This is a genomic window from Psychrobacter sp. G, assembly GCF_000418305.1.
In the GTDB taxonomy this organism is placed as follows: domain Bacteria; phylum Pseudomonadota; class Gammaproteobacteria; order Pseudomonadales; family Moraxellaceae; genus Psychrobacter; species Psychrobacter cryohalolentis.
Genome location: NC_021661.1, coordinates 1,513,139 through 1,532,502, shown reverse-complemented (window position 1 = coordinate 1,532,502; position 19,364 = coordinate 1,513,139). Strand labels below are relative to the sequence as shown.

At 43.8% G+C, this 19,364-nt stretch carries 18 protein-coding genes; 15 read left to right on the top strand and 3 right to left on the bottom strand.

Annotated features, from left to right (window positions below; genetic code table 11):
• Positions 1-47 precede the first annotated feature (47 nt).
• On the top strand, positions 48-2,099 hold the full coding sequence (locus tag PSYCG_RS06435; RefSeq protein WP_020443481.1) for an IucA/IucC family protein: 2,052 nt from the start codon (positions 48-50) through the stop codon (positions 2,097-2,099).
• 1 nt (position 2,100) lies between these two features.
• Positions 2,101-3,366: a type III PLP-dependent enzyme gene (locus tag PSYCG_RS06430; protein ID WP_020443480.1), complete on the top strand. Its 1,266-nt coding sequence runs from the start codon at positions 2,101-2,103 to the stop codon at positions 3,364-3,366.
• Between the two features lie 740 nt (positions 3,367-4,106).
• On the opposite strand, the gene PSYCG_RS06425 is transcribed toward PSYCG_RS06430, so the two are convergent.
• On the bottom strand, positions 4,107-4,925 hold the full coding sequence (locus PSYCG_RS06425) for a DODA-type extradiol aromatic ring-opening family dioxygenase (protein WP_020443479.1): 819 nt from the start codon (positions 4,923-4,925) through the stop codon (positions 4,107-4,109).
• A gap of 231 nt (positions 4,926-5,156) precedes the next feature.
• Positions 5,157-5,609, bottom strand: a complete 453-nt coding sequence (locus tag PSYCG_RS06420) for a DoxX family protein (RefSeq protein WP_020443478.1) — start codon at positions 5,607-5,609, stop codon at positions 5,157-5,159.
• A 173-nt stretch (positions 5,610-5,782) separates the two neighbouring features.
• Here PSYCG_RS06420 and PSYCG_RS06415 point away from each other — a divergent pair, with 173 nt between their 5' ends.
• Positions 5,783-6,694 carry a LysR family transcriptional regulator gene (locus PSYCG_RS06415; RefSeq protein WP_020443477.1) on the top strand — a complete coding sequence of 304 codons (912 nt, stop codon included), beginning with the start codon at positions 5,783-5,785 and terminating at the stop codon, positions 6,692-6,694.
• A 96-nt stretch (positions 6,695-6,790) separates the two neighbouring features.
• Here the strand turns inward: PSYCG_RS06415 and PSYCG_RS06410 are convergent, their stop codons facing one another.
• Positions 6,791-7,708 carry a LysR family transcriptional regulator gene (locus tag PSYCG_RS06410; RefSeq protein WP_020443476.1) on the bottom strand — a complete coding sequence of 306 codons (918 nt, stop codon included), beginning with the start codon at positions 7,706-7,708 and terminating at the stop codon, positions 6,791-6,793.
• Between the two features lie 187 nt (positions 7,709-7,895).
• Between PSYCG_RS06410 and PSYCG_RS06405 the strand changes: the two genes are divergently transcribed.
• From PSYCG_RS06405 to pcaD, 12 genes are all read left to right on the top strand, one after another.
• Entirely contained in the window at positions 7,896-9,068 is a 1,173-nt protein-coding gene (locus tag PSYCG_RS06405) for a muconate/chloromuconate family cycloisomerase (protein ID WP_020443475.1), read from the top strand.
• A gap of 42 nt (positions 9,069-9,110) precedes the next feature.
• Complete coding sequence (gene catC / locus PSYCG_RS06400) at positions 9,111-9,401, top strand: muconolactone Delta-isomerase (RefSeq protein ID WP_041772255.1); 291 nt, start codon at positions 9,111-9,113, stop codon at positions 9,399-9,401.
• 99 nt (positions 9,402-9,500) lie between these two features.
• Positions 9,501-10,424, top strand: a complete 924-nt coding sequence (catA, locus tag PSYCG_RS06395; RefSeq protein ID WP_020443473.1) for a catechol 1,2-dioxygenase — start codon at positions 9,501-9,503, stop codon at positions 10,422-10,424.
• A gap of 128 nt (positions 10,425-10,552) precedes the next feature.
• Positions 10,553-11,938 (top strand): benzoate 1,2-dioxygenase large subunit, encoded by a 1,386-nt coding sequence (gene benA / locus PSYCG_RS06390; RefSeq protein WP_020443472.1) that lies wholly within the window; start codon positions 10,553-10,555, stop codon positions 11,936-11,938.
• Positions 11,939-12,000: 62 nt separating this feature from the next.
• On the top strand, positions 12,001-12,498 hold the full coding sequence (gene benB, locus PSYCG_RS06385) for a benzoate 1,2-dioxygenase small subunit (protein ID WP_020443471.1): 498 nt from the start codon (positions 12,001-12,003) through the stop codon (positions 12,496-12,498).
• 65 nt (positions 12,499-12,563) lie between these two features.
• The gene (gene benC, locus PSYCG_RS06380; RefSeq protein WP_020443470.1) at positions 12,564-13,580 is read left to right on the top strand and encodes a benzoate 1,2-dioxygenase electron transfer component BenC; all 1,017 of its coding nucleotides are present in this window, start codon (positions 12,564-12,566) and stop codon (positions 13,578-13,580) included.
• A gap of 59 nt (positions 13,581-13,639) precedes the next feature.
• Entirely contained in the window at positions 13,640-14,419 is a 780-nt protein-coding gene (locus PSYCG_RS06375) for a 1,6-dihydroxycyclohexa-2,4-diene-1-carboxylate dehydrogenase (protein WP_020443469.1), read from the top strand.
• Positions 14,420-14,494: 75 nt separating this feature from the next.
• Complete coding sequence (benE, locus tag PSYCG_RS06370) at positions 14,495-15,709, top strand: benzoate/H(+) symporter BenE (protein ID WP_020443468.1); 1,215 nt, start codon at positions 14,495-14,497, stop codon at positions 15,707-15,709.
• A gap of 128 nt (positions 15,710-15,837) precedes the next feature.
• The gene (locus tag PSYCG_RS06365; RefSeq protein ID WP_020443467.1) at positions 15,838-16,512 is read left to right on the top strand and encodes a 3-oxoacid CoA-transferase subunit A; all 675 of its coding nucleotides are present in this window, start codon (positions 15,838-15,840) and stop codon (positions 16,510-16,512) included.
• A gap of 59 nt (positions 16,513-16,571) precedes the next feature.
• Positions 16,572-17,237, top strand: coding sequence for a 3-oxoacid CoA-transferase subunit B (locus PSYCG_RS06360; protein ID WP_011513594.1), 666 nt, complete (start codon positions 16,572-16,574; stop codon positions 17,235-17,237).
• 17 nt (positions 17,238-17,254) lie between these two features.
• The gene (pcaF, locus tag PSYCG_RS06355) at positions 17,255-18,493 is read left to right on the top strand and encodes a 3-oxoadipyl-CoA thiolase (protein ID WP_020443466.1); all 1,239 of its coding nucleotides are present in this window, start codon (positions 17,255-17,257) and stop codon (positions 18,491-18,493) included.
• A 54-nt stretch (positions 18,494-18,547) separates the two neighbouring features.
• Entirely contained in the window at positions 18,548-19,330 is a 783-nt protein-coding gene (pcaD, locus tag PSYCG_RS06350) for a 3-oxoadipate enol-lactonase (protein WP_020443465.1), read from the top strand.
• Positions 19,331-19,364: the final 34 nt, after the last annotated feature.

Genomic DNA, 19,364 nt, shown 5'->3' with positions numbered 1-19,364 from the left:
CTAAAAACATCTAAAAAATTTAAAACATTTAAAAAAAGACATCACTTATGAGACCAAACTATTCCCTATCAAACAACACGATACCAAATTTTCTACCACCGAGTAAAACAGTTGAAAATACCCCAGTGCCAAGCCTGCTTTCGCAGTACCATCAGTATAAGTCTGAGCAGCATGCACTGACGAATATCATCAATTGTTATCTTCGTGAGTTTGCTATCCCCAATCAAGACCTAAGCATTGATGAGTCTGAGGACGACTTACCACTGTGTCTACGTGATAACCGCGCCTGCCTAAGCACGCGCCTATTAACGATTCGATTTCCTGTCGCTAATGAGATCGCTTCTGCAAAAATCGTATTGCCAGTGGCGTATTTTAGTCACTTAGGCAAGTGCCAGCTAAGCGGAGCGCCTTGGCTAAAAGCTCGCGGTCAATCATGGGCGTGCCTCAACATTTATCAATTGGTCGATTATCTGCACAGTTATATTGCTACGCGTTATCAAATCGATATCAACCAAGAGCTAAAATACCAGATTGATAATAGCATCAGCGTGACAACCACTTTTTTGCAGGCCTCTAGCAACCACGCTACTAACTACCATCACGATTTACAGCAAGATAAATCTACCGTTAATGGCTATATAGATAGCGAGCAAGCATTGCTGTGGGGTCATGCGTATCATCCGTCGCCAAAAAGCCGGCAAGGGGTCGACATGACGTCTTTATTGGCGCACTCGCCCGAAACCCAAAGCCAGTTTGCTCTGTTTTGGTTTAAGGTTGATTCCTCCCTCGTCAGCTATATTGGCAAAGACACCAAAACCGTACTGCGCAATATCGCTCGCACGTTACTTGCTGACGCTGGCGACTTACTAGAGTCTATTAATTCAGATACTGATACTGATACTTTACATCCTGATAGCGACACCGATTGGGTTTACTACCCTTGTCATCCGTGGGAAGCCGATGGCATCTTGGCAAATCCGACCATCAAGCGAGCAGTCACATCAGGATATATGATACCGCTTGGTCTGACAGGTAAGGCGGTATCACCAACCTCATCGGTGCGCACCTTATATCATCACCAGTTATCACATTTTATCAAATGCTCTATCCATGTTCGTCTGACCAATTGCATTCGCAAAAACGCTTGGTATGAGCTCCACAGTGCCGTGTATTTGAATGCTATTTTAGAAAAAATTGATCACAGTAAGCGTTTGACTGCGCCAGCTTTTAAGCTGATGTTAGAGCCGGGGGCTGCCACCCTTGATATGAGCGCCAAATTCCCCGATGACGATCCCAGCTCGACTCAGTTTATTACCGAGTCCTTTGGCATGTTATTTCGAGAGTCATTTACGACGGATGAAATTAAATACCTAACGCCGCAAGTTGCTGCGGCCTTATTTACAGAGGATAGGTTCGGAGACAGCGTCATCGAGCGCCAGCTACAAAAACATTGCGTACACACTGGTCAACGTGATAATGAGCGTTCATCTTATGACACTCTAGCCTGCTTATGGTTCAGCCGTTATGCCCATACTTTAATTGATGGCACGTTTGATTACTTCTTTAACCATGGCGTTGTTTTCGAGCCGCATTTACAAAACACGGTAATTGGCTTTCATCAAGGTCTGCCGACATGCGTCTGGATTCGAGATTTGGAAGGCACCAAGCTGGTTGATAGCCTGTGGTCACTTGCTGACGCGACTGATTTATCCGAGCGCTCTAAACAATCCATCCGCTATTCTAAAGCAGCAGGATGGTCACGTATTGCCTATTGCGTTTTTGTGAACAATCTTAGTGAAGCCATCTTTTATTTATGCCGAGGTGCGCAATCAGCGGAGACTTTAGAGGCGCGACTTTGGCAGCATGTCAAAGAGATATTGATGAATTGGCAACTGGTATATGGTACTCAGCCTGAAATTCAGGATTTGTTAGACGGCGATAGCTTACCCAGCAAGACCAATTATAAAACTCGATTACTCACGCTTGCTGATAAACATTCTGCCTACGTGATGCTCCCTTGCCCGTGGCAGTCCTCTATGCTCAACGCCAATAAATCTAATATAAAAACTCATAAATTATCTGAATCAAAGGTTGCCTAAAATGATGACAAACGCGACAACAACACACTTAATCGAAACCTCAGATAAGCATTCGCTTCCTCAAAAAATAATTGACTGTATCCATAATTATGGTGCGAAGCCGTCACCGCTCTGTGCTTACATTTATGACTTGGAAGCTCTAGAAGAGCGTATAACAGCTATGAAGCGCTGCCTGCCTGATAACACGCAGCTGTTTTATGCCATAAAGGCCAATGCTGAGCCTCAAATACTATCAACCTTAGCAGAGCATGTAGATGGGTTTGAGGCCGCTTCTGCAGGCGAGCTAAATTGGCTACAAACCCACCAGCCAAACCATCCTATTATTTTTGGTGGACCGGGCAAGCTGACCTCAGACTTACAGCAAGCCATACAACAGCAAATCAATACCATTCATGTGGAAAGTCTGGTCGAGCTGGCTCGAATCCAAACCTTAAGTCAATCCTTACAGCTTCCCGTCCGTATATTTTTGCGGATGAATATTGATATTGGTGATATCGGCAGCAGTAAGCTGGTCATGGGCGGCAAGCCTACCCCCTTCGGGCTAGATGAAACCCATCTCAAGCAAGCGCTAGCTATCATCGACTCAAGCCCATTTATTAAATTTTGTGGGTTTCACTTTCACTTGATGTCGCATCAATTATCAGTCGAGCGCCATCTGCTATTAATGCAGCGCTATATGGAGATGGTCAAGAAGTGGCAACAGAATTATCCGTCGTTGCCCTCAAAACTGATTATCAATGTGGGCGGCGGCATTGGTATTCACTATGATCAGCAGCCGCAGCATTTTGAGTGGGAAGTATTCTGTCAACAGCTTGCCAGCATGTTAACGGCAAATCCGCAGTTTACGGTCAGGTTTGAGATTGGACGTTTTATCACTGCGCCCTGTGGTTATTACGTCATGGAGGTACTGGATATCAAAAAAAATCTTGGCGAGACATTTGTGATTGGTCATGGCGGCACGCATCACTTTAGAACGCCCGCCGCGCAGCAGCACAATCATCCTTTTTTCATCGTGCCGCGCCGCATGAGCCACGCAATGGAAAACCAGTTGCTAGAAAATCTGATAGAGCAAGCCGCCATCACTGGCACCAAGGTAACCCTTGTCGGTCAGCTTTGTACGCCCAAAGACATACTGGCAAAAGATCAATGGATTGAAGCGCTGCATATCGGCGACTACCTTGTTTTTACCTTAGCAGGGGCTTACGCTTGGAATATCTCTCATCAAAACTTCTTAATGCATCATTCACCGAAAATGATTTTTTTATAAAAGGGTAAGGCTAATTTAATATATGAAGAAAAATTTGCGTCTTTGTTAGGCACCGTTAATAATTAAGAAAGAATGAAGCTGGTTTGAGTGTGACAGGTTGACAGGTTGACAGGTTGACAGGTTGACAGGTTGACAGGTTGACAGGTAATGTTGTGGCAAAAATAGAACCTTAAAGTCGTTGAATAGAAACTTATAAATACAAGAAAGCTGATGATGGTCATAAGACCCATGAAAACCTATTAAACCTTAACTTTATTAGCCCATCTGCGCTTAAACAATTCTAGACAGGCGATGTCACCTATATTCTTATCAAAGGCGGCTAGTGTTATCTAGCCGTGTTTAGGTTTGTATGCCCGTCGTGTGATGGGATTTTTCGTGTCAGACTCGCCTGATAGTATGCTGACCACTATAGACTGACTGTTGATTTTCGTGTGCTTAGAACCTCCTAACCATAACACTCATTTGCATTGATTTATGATCGATGCGCTATACAGGTATCGAACTATTCATTTTAGATATGGATTGCATGATTACGAAATCGATAGCATAGGTTATGATTAAGCAGTATGCCTAAAATCTCCCAATTCAGTTCCTACCTGATTTACAGCGTAGACCGCATAGCTGCGTTATGTATAAAAAACCCACTAAGCATCTACTAAGGAATTTTAGCGGGTTCTTATTAATTTTAGAAACATTCAGATAGCTTGATTGATATTTAGGTTTGATAGAAGAATCTGAGCTTAGCCAAACTGAAAGGCTGATATCTGAGTGTTCATTACTTGCTGAGAATAGACCTTTTGCCCTCGATCTGTTCCTGCTGCGCCCGCGATAACCATCAGCGGTATCAAATGCTCTTCGCTTCCTAATAGATGAGACTCGATAGCATGGGGCGCTTTAGACCAATCACTAAGGGCTGCAAATCGCGCATCTTCATCGGCTGCAACCGTCTTAGTTAACCAATCATCAAATGCCACTGATGGAGCCGTGAATTTTTTATCGCCATAACCGCGCATATTATGAAAACTCATACCGCTGCCCACAATCAACACCCCTTCATCACGTAATACCGCAATTGCTTTACCTGCCATTAAATGGGTTTCAGGATCGAGATCCTGACGTAGCGATAACTGCACTACTGGGATATCCGCATTAGGGAACATGAGTTTCAACGGGATGAATACTCCATGATCAAAGCCTCTTGTAGCATCTTGTTTATTGCTTAAACCTGCATCAGTGAGCATATTACCTATCCGTTCAGCCAATACTGGCGCGCCCACTGCTGGATAAGTCAGCTGATAAGTATGCTCAGGGAACCCATAATAATCATAAATTAGATCAGGTTGTGTGCCAGTGGTAATACTAAACTCGGAGGTTTGCCAATGTGCGCTGATGATCAAAACAGCTTTTGGGCGCTGTGGCAAGCGACTTGAGATACCTTTTAAAAATTCGGCCATTTGATCCCAAGTATCAGTTGGCTGCCAATCCATAAAAAAACAAGGACCTGCACCGTGAGGTATAAATAATACTGGCTGCGTGGCTGAAATAGACTCATTATTCATTAGCTTCACTCCATTATCTTTACTAAATACTGCTAGGATGAATAGGCACAATTCTACTGGAATTCAATGCTGTTAAATAATAATAAGCCACATGGAAGCATACTAAAGTCACAAGCCAGCGAACATCGCCCTCTTTATCTTATATAGGTTGCCAGTTTTTAGTCCAGTTGCCATTATTTAAGGTGGACACTTATTATTAGCGAGTAAATGTTGATTTATTACTGATGATTATTAAACATTATCTAATTTTTCTGATAAAGCATTATCCATACTGAGATAACCGCCACCTTGTACCGCTAAAGCCAGCAAAGCCACCATCAAGGTCAAGGCATATTCGTAGCCACCATCAGCGGCAAATAATCCATTACCGATATGTACAGAGAAGATGGCGACTAACATCGTAAATGCAGCGACTAATGCAGCTGGTCGTGTCAATAATCCTAATACTAAGGCAAGACCACCAAAAAATTCGGCACTCCCTGCCAATATTGCCATTAGAAAACCAGGTTCCATACCCATACTGCTTAACCACCCAGCCGTGCCAGCCAGCCCATTGCCACCAAACCAGCCAAATAACTTTTGAGCACCATGCGCTGCCAAAATCAAACCTACGGGTACACGAAGGATTAAAGCGGCAGCGCCCGCTTTAGATAGCAAAATTCTATTCATTACTGACATTTTCATTGTTATTACTCCATTAGGTTTATTTTAGGAAGGGTATTTAATTCCTGGAATAACCATACTTTACTATCAACACAGTAAAAGAGTAAGATAGATAATATTGAATAATTAACAACATATCATTGATAATTGTTTTGGCGTTGAATTTTGATGATTAAATAGAAACAGGGCAAAATATGGATAGAATCGATGCGATGCGCGCCTTTGTGGCAGTGGTGACCGAAGGCAGCTTTAGTAATGCGGCAAATACCTTGCAGCTGTCACCGCAGTTGGTGAGCAAATATGTCTCTAAGTTGGAGGAGCAGCTAAATACACGCCTGCTTAATCGCACCACTCGTAAAGTCAGCCTTACCGAAGCTGGCAGTCATTACTTCGGACATGCACAACAGATTTTACTTAGCATTGATGATATGGAATCAAAATTAGGTGGTTTACAACAGAATCCCAAAGGCGTCTTAAGAATCAGTGCACCAGTATCGTTTGCCTTAAAACATATGGCTAAGTTAATCACTGACTTTCAGATCCATTATCCATTGGTCAAAGTCGACCTACAATTGACTGATCGCAAAGTCGATATTGTCGAGGAGGGTTTCGATGTGGCCTTGCGTATCGGGCAGCTAAAAAGCTCGTCACTGATTGCTAAGAAGGTCGCACCCATTCGTGTGATGTTATGCGCTGCACCTGATTACCTGAAAAAACATGGCACGCCTACTCAACCTGAAGATATTGCCGAACACCGCTATTTGCATTACAGCTATATGAATATGGATGGTAAGGACGATATCTACCAATTATTAAAAGCAAAATACCTCAAGCAAGGTAGCGAGCTTCGTAGTAATAATGGCGATGTATTGGTGGACGCGGCTATTGCAGGCGCAGGAATAGTATTACAGCCGACTTTTATTATCAGCGAAGCGCTTAGTAGTGGCAAACTAGTCGTAGTGTTGCCAAAACTTGAGCCTGAGGCTTTGGGCTTATATGCAGTGTATGCCCATAGAAAATTACTGCCACATAAAGTGAGGTGTTTTATTGATTTTATGGAAGGCTATTATGGCACGCCACCGTACTGGGACGAGTCCATACCTTAGCTTTTATTGGGCTTAACGGCAATGACTCGTTTATTGAACTAGCACTCGTAAATTCTCACGCATAGGTTTATATTCTATATTAACACTATGATGTATTCATATTTTCTCACGCTTATAATCAAACCCTTCTTCATCATAAATCTGATAAGTCACGTCTAACAATGTTTTTAACAATTCTGATTTGTCAAAATGCCTGACACTCATCACAATCGGTGAGGTTAAATGACCATCCTCAAATGGAATATAAGTCACTTCTTGACTACGCAGATGCTCAAGCGTCTTTGGCACAATAGTCAGGCCTTCACCTGCTGCTACTAACCCTAACGCAACATGTAACTCACGTACTTCAGTAAGATAATTGGCTTTTAAGTTACGGGCTTCAAACAATTCCAACACATAATCAATAAAGCTGGGACGCGGCGCTGTTGGATATAGCAATAGATTTTCATTGGTTAAATCCATTAGATTGATGCTAGTACGATTCTCCTTTACGAGCACATGATTGACAGGAACTGCAACAACCAAACTCTCCTCTCTAAGAACCATTCTTCTGATAGAAGCATCTTCAAATAATAGCCTGCCAAATCCTACGTCTATTTTACCATCTACCAATCCTTGCGTTTGCTGCCAAGAGTTTAACTCATATAATTTAATCTCTATATTTGGATAGACCTCTCTGAAGCGCGCAATCACTTTTGGCAATATGCCATATAATATCGACGATACAAAACCTATAGATAGCGAGTTGTCAAAATTACCCTTACGAAAGGTCATAGCACGAAGATCATCTGATTTTTTTATTATCTGAAGAGCATGATCATAAAAGAATTCGCCAGCTTCAGTAAGCTTTAGAGGGCGATTGTCTCTATCAATCAGCGTGACGCCTATCTCTTCCTCCAATTGTTTTATCTGACGACTCAGTGGTGGTTGTGAAATAAACAAACGCTCTGCTGCCTTATTAAAACTTTTTTCCTCTGCTACCGCTACAAAGTAGCGTAAATGTCTCAATTCCATTGAATGTTATTCCTTGAGTGATCTATAAGCTTATCGATACCTAAAGAACATAACATGGTGCGGGTTGGTTATCAAAATACCTAAAAGGTATTAATAATAGACTAAATGGGTCTTAGACATGTCGTTATACAGCAACTATAGTTCTTATTAAGCATAAGGAAGCAGCATTAACTTAATAGGGACTGTTATGATTCGTTCGATTAATACTTTATTGGTACCGATACCTACTATAAGAGCTCATAAGCTCGCTTGTACCGTTATGAACGAACAAGTTTTGGTGTTGGTGCACATTCAAACAGAAGATGGCTATGAAGGTTGGGGCGAAGCGACCACCATTGGCGGTCTAAGCTACGCAGAAGAAAGCCCTCATAGCATCAAAACCAATATCGATACTTACTTCACCCCTCTTTTATTAAAAGAACAGCCATCGAGCACAGCGAAAGCCATGCAGCTGCTAAATCTTCATATCAATGGCAACCGTTTTGCAAAGTGCGCGATCGAAACTGCCCTACTCGATATTGAAGGCAAACGCTTAAACCTACCTGTTAGTGAGCTCATAGGTGGCCGTGTCCGCGATCGCATCGAAGTGGCATGGACGCTTGCCAGCGGCAACACAGCGACCGATATCGCCGAAGCGAAGCGCATGATTGAGCAAAAGCGCCATCGCATTTTTAAATTAAAAATCGGTAGCAATCCGATTATTGATGATGTTGCCCACGTATTGGCTATCAAAAAAGCACTGCCTGATTGCCGCATTACAGTTGATGTTAACCAAGCATGGACAGAGCTTGAGGCAATGCAAGGTATTAGCCTATTGCAAGCTGGCGGCGTTGATTTAATAGAACAACCTGTCTCAATGCGCAATAAAGCCGCACTAAAACGCTTAACCGAACATTTTGATGTGGCCATTATGGCGGATGAAATTGTCCAAGATCCTCAGAATGCTTTTACCTTAGCAGCAGATCATTGTGCTGACGTCTTTGCCGTGAAAATCAATCAAGCAGGCGGATTAAAAGCTGCTTGTCTTATTGGGCAAATGGCATATCTAGTAGGTATCGAGCTCTATGGTGGCACGATGCTTGAAGGTCCTATCGGTACGGCCGCATCCGCCCATGTATTCTCAACCTATCCCAGTTTAAATTTTGATACAGAACTTTTTGGTCCTTTACTATTAACCGAAGACGTTTTAGTACAGCCTCTTGATTATCAAGATTTTGGTTTAAATGTACCTACGGGCGCAGGTCTTGGTATCGAAGTAGATAGCGATAAAGTCTATCACTACGCCAAACAAGCAATCACTAATTCACTTAAATCATCGAAGCCGCAATTTGCCACTAATGCTCAAACTGAAACGCTGTAACAGCTAAAAAAATTACCCGTCATCAAATATAAGGAAATAATTATGTTATACCACGTCAGAATGGATGTCTTAATCCCAACAGATATGGACGCCGACAAGGTCAACGAGCTTAAAGCCACCGAAAAAGCATTATCACAAAAGCTCCAAGAGCAAGGTAAATGGCGTCATATTTGGCGCATAGCAGGTCAGTACTCTAACTTCAGTATCTTTGATGTTGAGAGTAATAAAGAGCTACACGACATTATGATGTCATTACCGCTCTATCCGTACATGAAGGTTGAAGTGACACCATTGTTACGTCATCCATCATCTGTCCGTAGTGATGACAGCTAAAGCAAGCCAGTACAGCTGATATCAGAATCTATAAAAACTGAGTAAGAATACTCACTGTAATTACCCCTTAATAAAACAGTCCTCAACAAGGAGAGAGACATGGAACGCAGCCAAATTGAAGCATTAGCCACTCAGTTTATCAAAGGCAAAATCGACTTCCCTGAGCAAGTCAATCCACGCGTACAAGAGATTGTCTTGCGTATCGTGACCGACCTTATGCAAACCATTAACGACTTAAAAATCACTGCAGATGAATATTGGTCTGGCGTTGAGTTTATCGGTGATTTGGGCAAAGAAGCTGGTTTATTATCACCAGGCTTGGGTTTCGATCACTTCATGGATTTAATGATTGAAGAAGATTTGAAAGAAGCAGGATTGGAAGGTGGCACACCACGTACCATCGAAGGTCCACTCTATGTCGCTGGTGCGCCAGAAGAAAAGGGCTTTGCGCGTCTAGATGATGGCACTGACCTTGACAATGGCACCGTGCTATTTATGCAAGGCACTGTTTATGATGAAGATGGAAAGCCTCTTCAAAATGCAAAGGTTGAAGTATGGCATGCCAATAGCTTAGGTAACTACTCTTTCTTTGATGCATCACAGTCTCATTTCAACTTACGTCGTAGCATCATTACCGATGAAAACGGAAATTATGCGTTTCGCAGCATCGTGCCGCTAGGTTACTCGGTACCACCAGAAGGAATGACGCAAAAAGTATTGGGCGCGCTAGGACGTCACGGTCATCGCCCAGCTCACATTCATTTCTTTGCCAGTGCTGATGGTCATCGCAAACTGACCACGCAGATTAACATCGATGGCGATGAGTACCTATGGGATGACTTTGCTTTTGCAAGCCGCGAAGGTTTGGTACCAGAGGTAACGATGGTCGAAGATGCGGACAAGCTAAAAGAAAAAGCGCTTGATAAGCCTTACGCAAGTATCGACTTTGACTTTCATTTAGTAAAAGACATTGACCAAGCTATACAAGGCAGCGAAGTAGAACGCCGCCGTGCTCAAGGTTAATGAGCACTCATATTAAATAGCATTAATTAATAACTATTAGCGACTTACGTTTGATATGTCCTCAGTTGTCGTATCAAACGTTAGCTTCTAATCTCATTTTATACCGTCATTATACAAGGAAGGCAGCCATGAGCGAGCGTATCAATCTAGTACCTGAAGGATCAGACATCACTATTGATGATTTTTTAGAAGAGAACAGTGAAAAAGGGATTTATCGCCTGCATCGTAGCGCCTTCACTAACGAAGAGTTGTTCGAGCTTGAGATGAAGTACATCTTTGAAAACAATTGGGTGTATTTGGCTCATGAGTCTCAAGTTCCTGATAACAACGACTACTACACCTCATACATTGGTCGTCAGCCTGTTATTCTTGCCCGCAATAAAGAAGGCGATCTGCATTGCATGATTAACTCATGCTCACATCGTGGTGCACAGCTCTGCCGACATAAAAAAGGCAATAAAGCCACTTACACCTGCCCATTCCACGGTTGGACCTTTAACAACTCAGGTAAGCTGCTTAAAGTTAAAGACCCAAGACATGCAGGCTATCCAGAATGCTTCAATAAAGAAGGCTCACACGACCTAAAACAAGTGAAGATGGCCAATTATAAAGGCTTTATCTTTGCCAGCTTAAATGATGATGTTCAGTCAATCGAAGACTGGCTTGGCGGCTCTACCAAAATTCTTGACATGATTGTCAATCAGTCGCCAGAAGGTCTAGAAGTGTTACGCGGCACCTCAACCTATACCTTTGATGGTAACTGGAAACTGCAAGCTGAAAACGGTGCCGACGGCTATCACGTATCAGCCGTGCATTGGAACTACGCTGCGACAACTGCGCGCCGCAAAGAAGCTGAAGCTGTCAAAGAAGACAATATCAAAGCCATGAACGCTGGCAAATGGGGTCGACAAGGCGGTGGGTTTTATTCTTTTGAAAACGGTCACATGCTGTTATGGACACAATGGGAAAACCCACAAGACCGTCCAAACTATGCTTATCGCGATGACTATGTCGCCAGCTACGGTGAAGCCATGGCGGACTGGATGATTGGGCGCTCACGTAATTTATGCCTATATCCAAACGTCTACATCATGGATCAGTTCAGCTCACAAATTCGCATGCTCCGCCCTATCGCGGTTGACAAAACTGAAGTCAGTATCTGGTGTATCGCACCAAAAGGCGAAAGCGATGAGGCACGTGCACGCCGTATTCGTCAGTATGAAGATTTCTTTAACGTTACTGGTATGGCAACACCTGATGACTTAGAAGAGTTCCGCTCGTGTCAAGAAGGTTATAACGGTATCAAGCTTGAATGGAATGATATGTGCCGAGGCTCTGAGCATTGGATTCAAGGTGCAGATGAAGGCGCTGCCGCTATTGACCTCAAACCTTTAATGAGTGGTGTTAAGACTGAAGATGAAGGACTATATACCGTCCAACATCGCTACTGGCATGAAGAGATGAAAAAAGCTCTAGAGCAAGAGCAGCAGCTACACGGTGCTAATAGCGACTAATACATTTTTATTATTACTCTGCTATTTATTGTAGAACTGACAAAAAAATAAGGATATCAATCATGAAAAATGCAACTGTTAACATTGAAGACATTAGACAGTTTCTATACCGTGAAGCGCGTTTATTGGATGAGAAAAAATGGGAAGAATGGCTCACTTATTATGATGAAGACTGCCCTTTCTGGATGCCAAGTTGGGATGATGATGGTCAGCTCATCAGCGACCCACAACGAGAAATCTCGCTGATTTATTATCCGGATCGCCGTGGTCTTGAAGATCGCATCTTCCGCATCGAGACTGAGCGCTCATCAGCGACCATTCCTGATACGCGTACCACGCACAATTTATCAAATATTGAACTACTCGAAGACAATGACGGTATTGTGACGGTGCGTTTCAACTGGATCAACAAGTCCTTTCGCTATCACGAGACCAATACCTATTGGGGTTACTCTCAGTACAAAATAGACATGACTCAAGACCAACCAAAAATCTTGGATAAGTATGTGGTCTTAAAAGACGACTATGTGCATCAAATCATGGACGTCTATCACGTCTAATCATTATTCACTCATTATTTAGCCACTAGCTTTTAATTAATACGTGTTGAAAAGGGATATTTCTCATGGAATATAATATTGCTCTACAGTTCGAAGACGGCGTCACAGGCTTCATCAAATGTGAAGCCGACGAAACCGTCGCCGAAGCCGCTTATCGTCAAAAATTTAATATCCCTGTGGATTGCCTTGATGGTGCTTGCGGTACTTGCCGTTGCCATTGTGAATCTGGCAGCTACGACATGCACCCTGATATGTATATCGAAGATGCACTGACAGAAGCTGAAGCTGCTGAAGGGTATGTACTCACCTGTCAGATGATTCCAGAAAGCGACTGCGTGATCAAAGTACCAACCTCCTCTGAAGCCTGCAAAGTCGGCAAGTCTGTATTCAAAGGCAAACTACAACAGCTGAATGCACTGTCAGAATCTACCATTCACTTTGGCGTCGAAGTCGACAATCCAGATGCACTAGTATTTTTGCCAGGCCAGTATGTCAATGTCAGTATTCCTGATTCTAACGAGACACGCTCCTATTCATTTAGCTCTATACCTAGTGCCAATCAGGCCGAATTTGTCGTCCGCAATATTCCTAACGGCAAAATGAGCACCTTTTTATCTGATACTGCGACTATAGGTCAAGAGATTAATTTTGAGGGTCCATTTGGTAGCTTTTACCTGCGCCCTCTAATCCGCCCGACCCTATTTCTAGCAGGTGGTACTGGTATCGCGCCTTTTTTATCGATGCTAAAAAGTTTAGAAGTGTCTGGTGCTCATCATCCTGTCAGGATGGTCTACGGCGTCACCAACGACTTTGATCTTATAGAAGTTGAGAAACTAGAAGAAGTCAAACAAAACCACCCTTGGTTTGACTACCGCACCTGTGTCGCCACTGAAGACAGCCAGCATGAGCGTAAAGGCTATGTTACCGGTCATGTTGATAATGAGTGGCTGAACGATGGTGACGTCGATGTCTACTTGTGTGGTCCGTTAGGGATGGTGGATGCGGTGAGTAACTGGTTAGACAGCAGCAATCTAAAACCGAGTAATTTTTACTATGAAAAATTCACGCCCAGTGAACAATAACGTAGCCTAGCCGTATTACTCTACTAGCAAAGCATGAGCAAGATTTTTAGGAGACTGTCATGAGTAAAAGATTTGATAATAAAGTATGTATCGTTACTGGTGCCGCCCAAGGCATCGGACGCGGAGTCGCATTACGCTTAGCAAGTGAGGGCGGAAAAATCGTCATGGCAGACTTTTCTCCATTAGTAGAAGAGGTGCTGGCTGAAATCATCGCTAATGGTGGAGAAGCCGTTACCATTCAAGCTGACCTTGAAACCCATCAAGGTGCCAAAGAGGCTATTGATAAGGCACTTGATAGCTATGGGCGTATCGATATATTAGTCAACAATGTCGGCGGCGCAATATGGATGAAACCTTTTACCAGCTTCTCTGAAGCAGAAATCCAAAAGGAAATCAGCCGCTCATTATTTCCAACATTATGGTGTTGTCATGCGGTATTACCAACCATGGTCAAACAGCAGTCAGGCACTATTGTTAATGTGTCCTCTATCGCTACTCGCGGTATCAACCGCATACCCTATTCGACAGCGAAAGGCGGCGTGAACGCCATGACCGCATCGCTCGCTTTTGAGTATGCAAACGATGGTATCCGTGTGAATGCAGTGGCAACTGGCGGTACTGAAGCGCCGCCCAGAAAGATTCCACGTAACGCCAAACCATTAACTGATGATGAAAAATCATGGATGAATGCGGTGGTTGATCAGACCATTGATCGCACCTTTATGAAACGCTACGGCACGATTGATGAGCAAGTCAATGCCATCTTGTTTTTAGCATCCGATGAGTCTTCTTATATTACTGGTAGTACCATTCCTGTGGGCGGTGGCGACGAAGGCTAATAATAAATCTGCCAATTAGTAGCATGCATCTTAATTTGCAACCCCGTAACGAATGCTAATTTGCAAGGAAGCAATATGGCCTCTGTAATCCAAACCTTAAAAAACGACTGGTCGCTCTCCGCATCGGTTGCAGGGTTCTTAGCGGTTCTTATTTCTTATGCGGGTCCTTTGATTATTTTTTTTCAGGCCGCACAAGCCGCACAAGTATCAGATGCCATGATGGCGTCTTGGATTTGGGGTGTCTCCATCGGTGCTGCCATTCCTGGTATTTATTTATCTATTAAATATAAAACACCGGTTATTACAGCATGGTCCGCCCCTGGTACCGCTTTACTGGTTACCCTATTTCCACAGATGAGTATTAATGAAGCTGTTGCTGGTTATATCATCTCAGCCATTGTGATATTTATTGTTGGGGTGACCGGTTACTTTGACAAAATTCTAAGATGGATTCCTAACGGTATCGCCGCTGGCATGATGGCAGGCATCCTATTTCAGTTCGGCTTAGAATTATTTGTCGCAACTGACACGATGCCATTTATTGTTTTTAGTATGTTGGCTTGCTACCTATTCGCTAAACGCTTTTCGCCGCGCTATACGATGATCTGGGTACTACTGTGCGGTGTTATCTTAAGCGTCTTACTTGGCAAAATGAACCCTGTCCATTTCGATTTAGCCATCACTATACCTGCTTTTATTGCACCTGAATGGTCGTGGAACTCCGCGTTTAACCTCGCTATACCACTCATCCTTGTTAGCTTAACTGGTCAATTCTTACCCGGTATGGCTATTTTAAATCTTAGCGGTTACGACACGCCAGCCAAGCCTATTGTGAGTGTTACAAGCCTCGCCTCGTTAGCAGTTGCATGTATTGGTGGTATCACTATCGTACTTGCTGCCATCACTGCTGCGCTTTGTACTGGTAAAGATGCTCATGAGATAAAAGAGAAACGCTATATTGCAGGCGTCGCCAATGGCGTTTTCTATTTATTTGGCGGTTTATTTGCTGGCAGTATCGTGATGGTATTTAGCTTGCTTCCAAAAGAGCTTGTCGCGGCACTGGCCGGCCTTGCATTAATCGGTGCCATTTCTGCCAATATCACCATTGCTATGAAAAATGATGAGCAAAGAGATGCAGCGTTAATTACATTTTTGGCAACAGCATCGGGTATGAGCTTTTTGGGATTAAGCTCTGTATTTTGGGGCATTCTTATCGGCATGATTGCTCATCACATTCTAACCAAAAAAACGCCTATTACCCACATTATCAACCTCATTAAAGAGCGCTAATGATGAAGCCAATTAAGAGTGGCGCTCTTACGAAAAAAATTAAGTAGTGTCAGAGCAATGACTCAACCTGTGCACCGCTTATCAACCTTAAAGACACTACCTCATATGACTTTTTATAGGATATAAACATGATTAACAAAGCAGATAAAAATATCACTGACGTACTCAGTCAAATCAAAGATGGCGCCACCATCATGATTGGTGGCTTTGGCACAGCGGGGCAACCAGCTGAACTCATTGATGGACTTATTAATTTAGGCGTAAAGGATTTGGTCATCATTAATAATAATGCCGGTAACGGCGATCATGGCCTTGCCAAGCTCTTAAAAACAGGTGCTGTGCGTAAGATAATTTGCTCTTTTCCGCGCCAGTCCGACTCTTGGGTATTTGATGAGCTTTATCATGCTGGCAAGATTGAACTTGAGCTAGTACCACAAGGGAATTTGGCTTGCCGCATTCAAGCAGCTGGTATGGGACTCGGTGCAGTATATACGCCAACAGGCTTTGGTACCTTACTCGCAGAAGGCAAAGAGACTCGTAATATCGATGGCAAAGACTTCGTTCTTGAATATCCATTGAAGGCTGATTTTGCTTTAATTAAAGCTTCTAGAGGCGATCGTTGGGGCAATTTAGTGTACCGCAAGTCTGCGCGTAACTTTGGTCCTATTATGGCCATGGCAGCTGATGTGACTATCGCACAAGTCTCTGAAACGGTTGAGCTTGGCACGCTCGATCCTGAACACATTATTACACCGGGTATTTTTGTGCAGCATGTGGTGCAAATCCAGCCTGCTAGCGCTTAACTTTCTAGCACAGCTACTACAGCCACCCCTTAATACTGCTAATTATAAGGATCATCATCATGAGCCATACTTCCTACACCGTTTTGACCCGCGATCAAATCGCCGAGCGCGCTGCACAAGATATTCCAGATGGAGCCTATGTCAATCTAGGAATTGGACTACCGACCAAAATTGCAAAATACCTACCGGATGATAAAGATGTATTTTTGCATTCAGAAAACGGTTTACTAGCTTTTGGACCACCACCTGCTAAAGGTGAAGAAGATCCCGAGCTGATTAATGCCGGAAAAGAGTACGTCACCATGCTCGATGGCGGTAGCTTCTTTCATCATGGCGACTCCTTTGCGATGATGCGCGGTGGTCATATCGATATTTGCGTATTGGGCGCGTTTCAAGTGGCTGCCAATGGCGACTTAGCCAACTGGAGCACGGGTGCGCCAGATGCAATACCTGCGGTTGGCGGCGCTATGGACTTAGCCGTCGGTGCCAAAAAAGTCTTTGTGATGACCAATCACACCACCAAAACTGGCGACCCTAAAATCGTTAGCAAGCTTACCTACCCCGTGACTGGCAAAAACTGTGTTGATCGCATTTATACTGACTTATGTGTCATTGATGTCACTGATAAAGGTTTAGCCGTCACTGAAATGGTCGATGGCTTAAGCTTTGCGGACTTACAAGCATTGACTGGTGCGACATTAATTGACGCTACAAATTCAAAATAATAAAAAGGACAAGGATGATGACTGATTCAATCACTGGTTTCAACAACGCTTATATTATTGATGCCATTCGCACCCCTTTTGGTCGCTACGGCGGCGGTCTAGCCCCTGTCCGTGCCGATGATCTAGGGGCTATCCCTATCAAGGCGTTAATGGAACGTAATACCAATGTCGATTGGGTAAAAGTAGATGACGTCATCTACGGCTGTGCTAATCAGAGCGGTGAAGACAACCGCAACGTCGGCCGTATGTCGTCGCTACTCGCAGGTGTGCCTTATCAAGTGCCTGCCACTACGGTGAATCGCTTATGCGGCTCGTCAATGGATGCGTTAGCGATAGCGGCGCGCGCGATTAAAGCGGGTGAAGCGCATCTAATTATTGCAGGTGGCGTTGAGAGTATGAGCCGTGCGCCCTTGGTAATGGGTAAGTCAGATCAAGCGTTTGGTCGTAGTCAAAAGCTCGAAGATACCACTATGGGTTGGCGTTTTATCAATCCAAAGCTTGATGAGCTATATGGCACGGAGACCATGCCGCAAACTGCTGAAAACGTCGCAGAGCAGTTCAATGTCAATCGCGCTGACCAAGATGCATTTGCATTACGTAGCCAACAACGTACCGCAGCGGCGCAAGAGGCAGGGTTTTTCAAAGATGAGATTACCTCTGTCGTCATTCCTCAACGTAAGGGCGAGCCTATCAGCGTCGATACCGACGAGCACCCTCGTGCTGATACCACGCTTGAGAAGTTGACCAAGCTACGCCCTATCGTCACCGCAGATGGTACGGTGACGGCTGGCAACGCTTCTGGGATTAATGATGGCGCGGCAGCTTTTTTAATAGCGTCAGAGCAAGCCGTTAAAGAGTTTAATCTGAAGCCACGTGCACGTATTGTGGCTTCCACCACAGTAGGCGTTGAGCCACGTATTATGGGCTTTGCCCCAGCACCGGCGATGAAAAAGCTACTGGCGCAAACTGGACTGTCACTTGATGAGATGGATGTCATTGAATTAAACGAGGCCTTTGCCGCTCAAGCTCTCGCCTGTACACGTGACTTAGGATTAGCTGACGATAGCGCGCGCGTCAATCCGAATGGCGGTGCGATTGCGCTTGGTCACCCACTTGGCGCTTCAGGAGCACGTTTGATTTTAACAGCACTCAATCAACTTGAGAAAAGTGATAAGCGTTATGCCATATGTTCGATGTGTATTGGTGTTGGACAAGGTATTGCGATGATTATTGAGCGGGTTAATGACCAAGCGTAATACTCATCCCTACATATACCTTCAACATTTTAATCCTAAATAAGGATGATCGTTATGCCTGTACTTGAAAATAAAGACGTTACCTTAAACTATGCCACTTTTGGTGATAGCAGCAATCCTGCTCTGATATTTTCTAACTCTTTAGGTACCAGCTATCATATGTGGCAGCCGCAAATCGATGCCTTGCAGAATGATTATTTTATTATCTGCTACGACACCCGTGGCCATGGTAAGTCTTCCGCACCAACTGGTCCTTATAATTTGGATCAGCTTGGGCAAGACGACATTAATTTGCTTGATTATCTGAATATTGATAAAGCATTTTTTTGTGGCATTTCTATGGGCGGTATGACTGGTCAATGGTTGGCTATTAATCACCCCAACCGCTTTCATCACTTAATGCTATGCAATACCGCCGCGAAGATTGGTAATGAGGCGGCATGGGCAGATCGTGCGCAATTGGTACGTGAGCAAGGACTAAAACCTATCGCCGCTACCGCTGCTTCGCGTTGGTTCACAGCAAGTTTTATCGATAATTATCCTGATGTCGTTAAAGCATTATCTGACGCTCTCGCAGCTGGCAGTAGCGAGGGTTATGCCAGCTGCTGTGAGGCATTAGCTGTCGCTGATACTAGCGAGCAGTTAAAAACTATCCGTGTCCCAGTCACAGTGCTTGTAGGTTCTGAAGACCCAGTGACGACGGTTGCCGATGGTCAATATATGGTCGATCATATACCTAACGCTAAGCTGGCTACTATCGATGCCTCGCATATCTCGAATATTGAACAGCCTGAAGCATTCAATAAACTCGTGCGACAATATTTAAATGTTCAATAGCTATATTGGTCACTAAAATTATCACATGAGCATA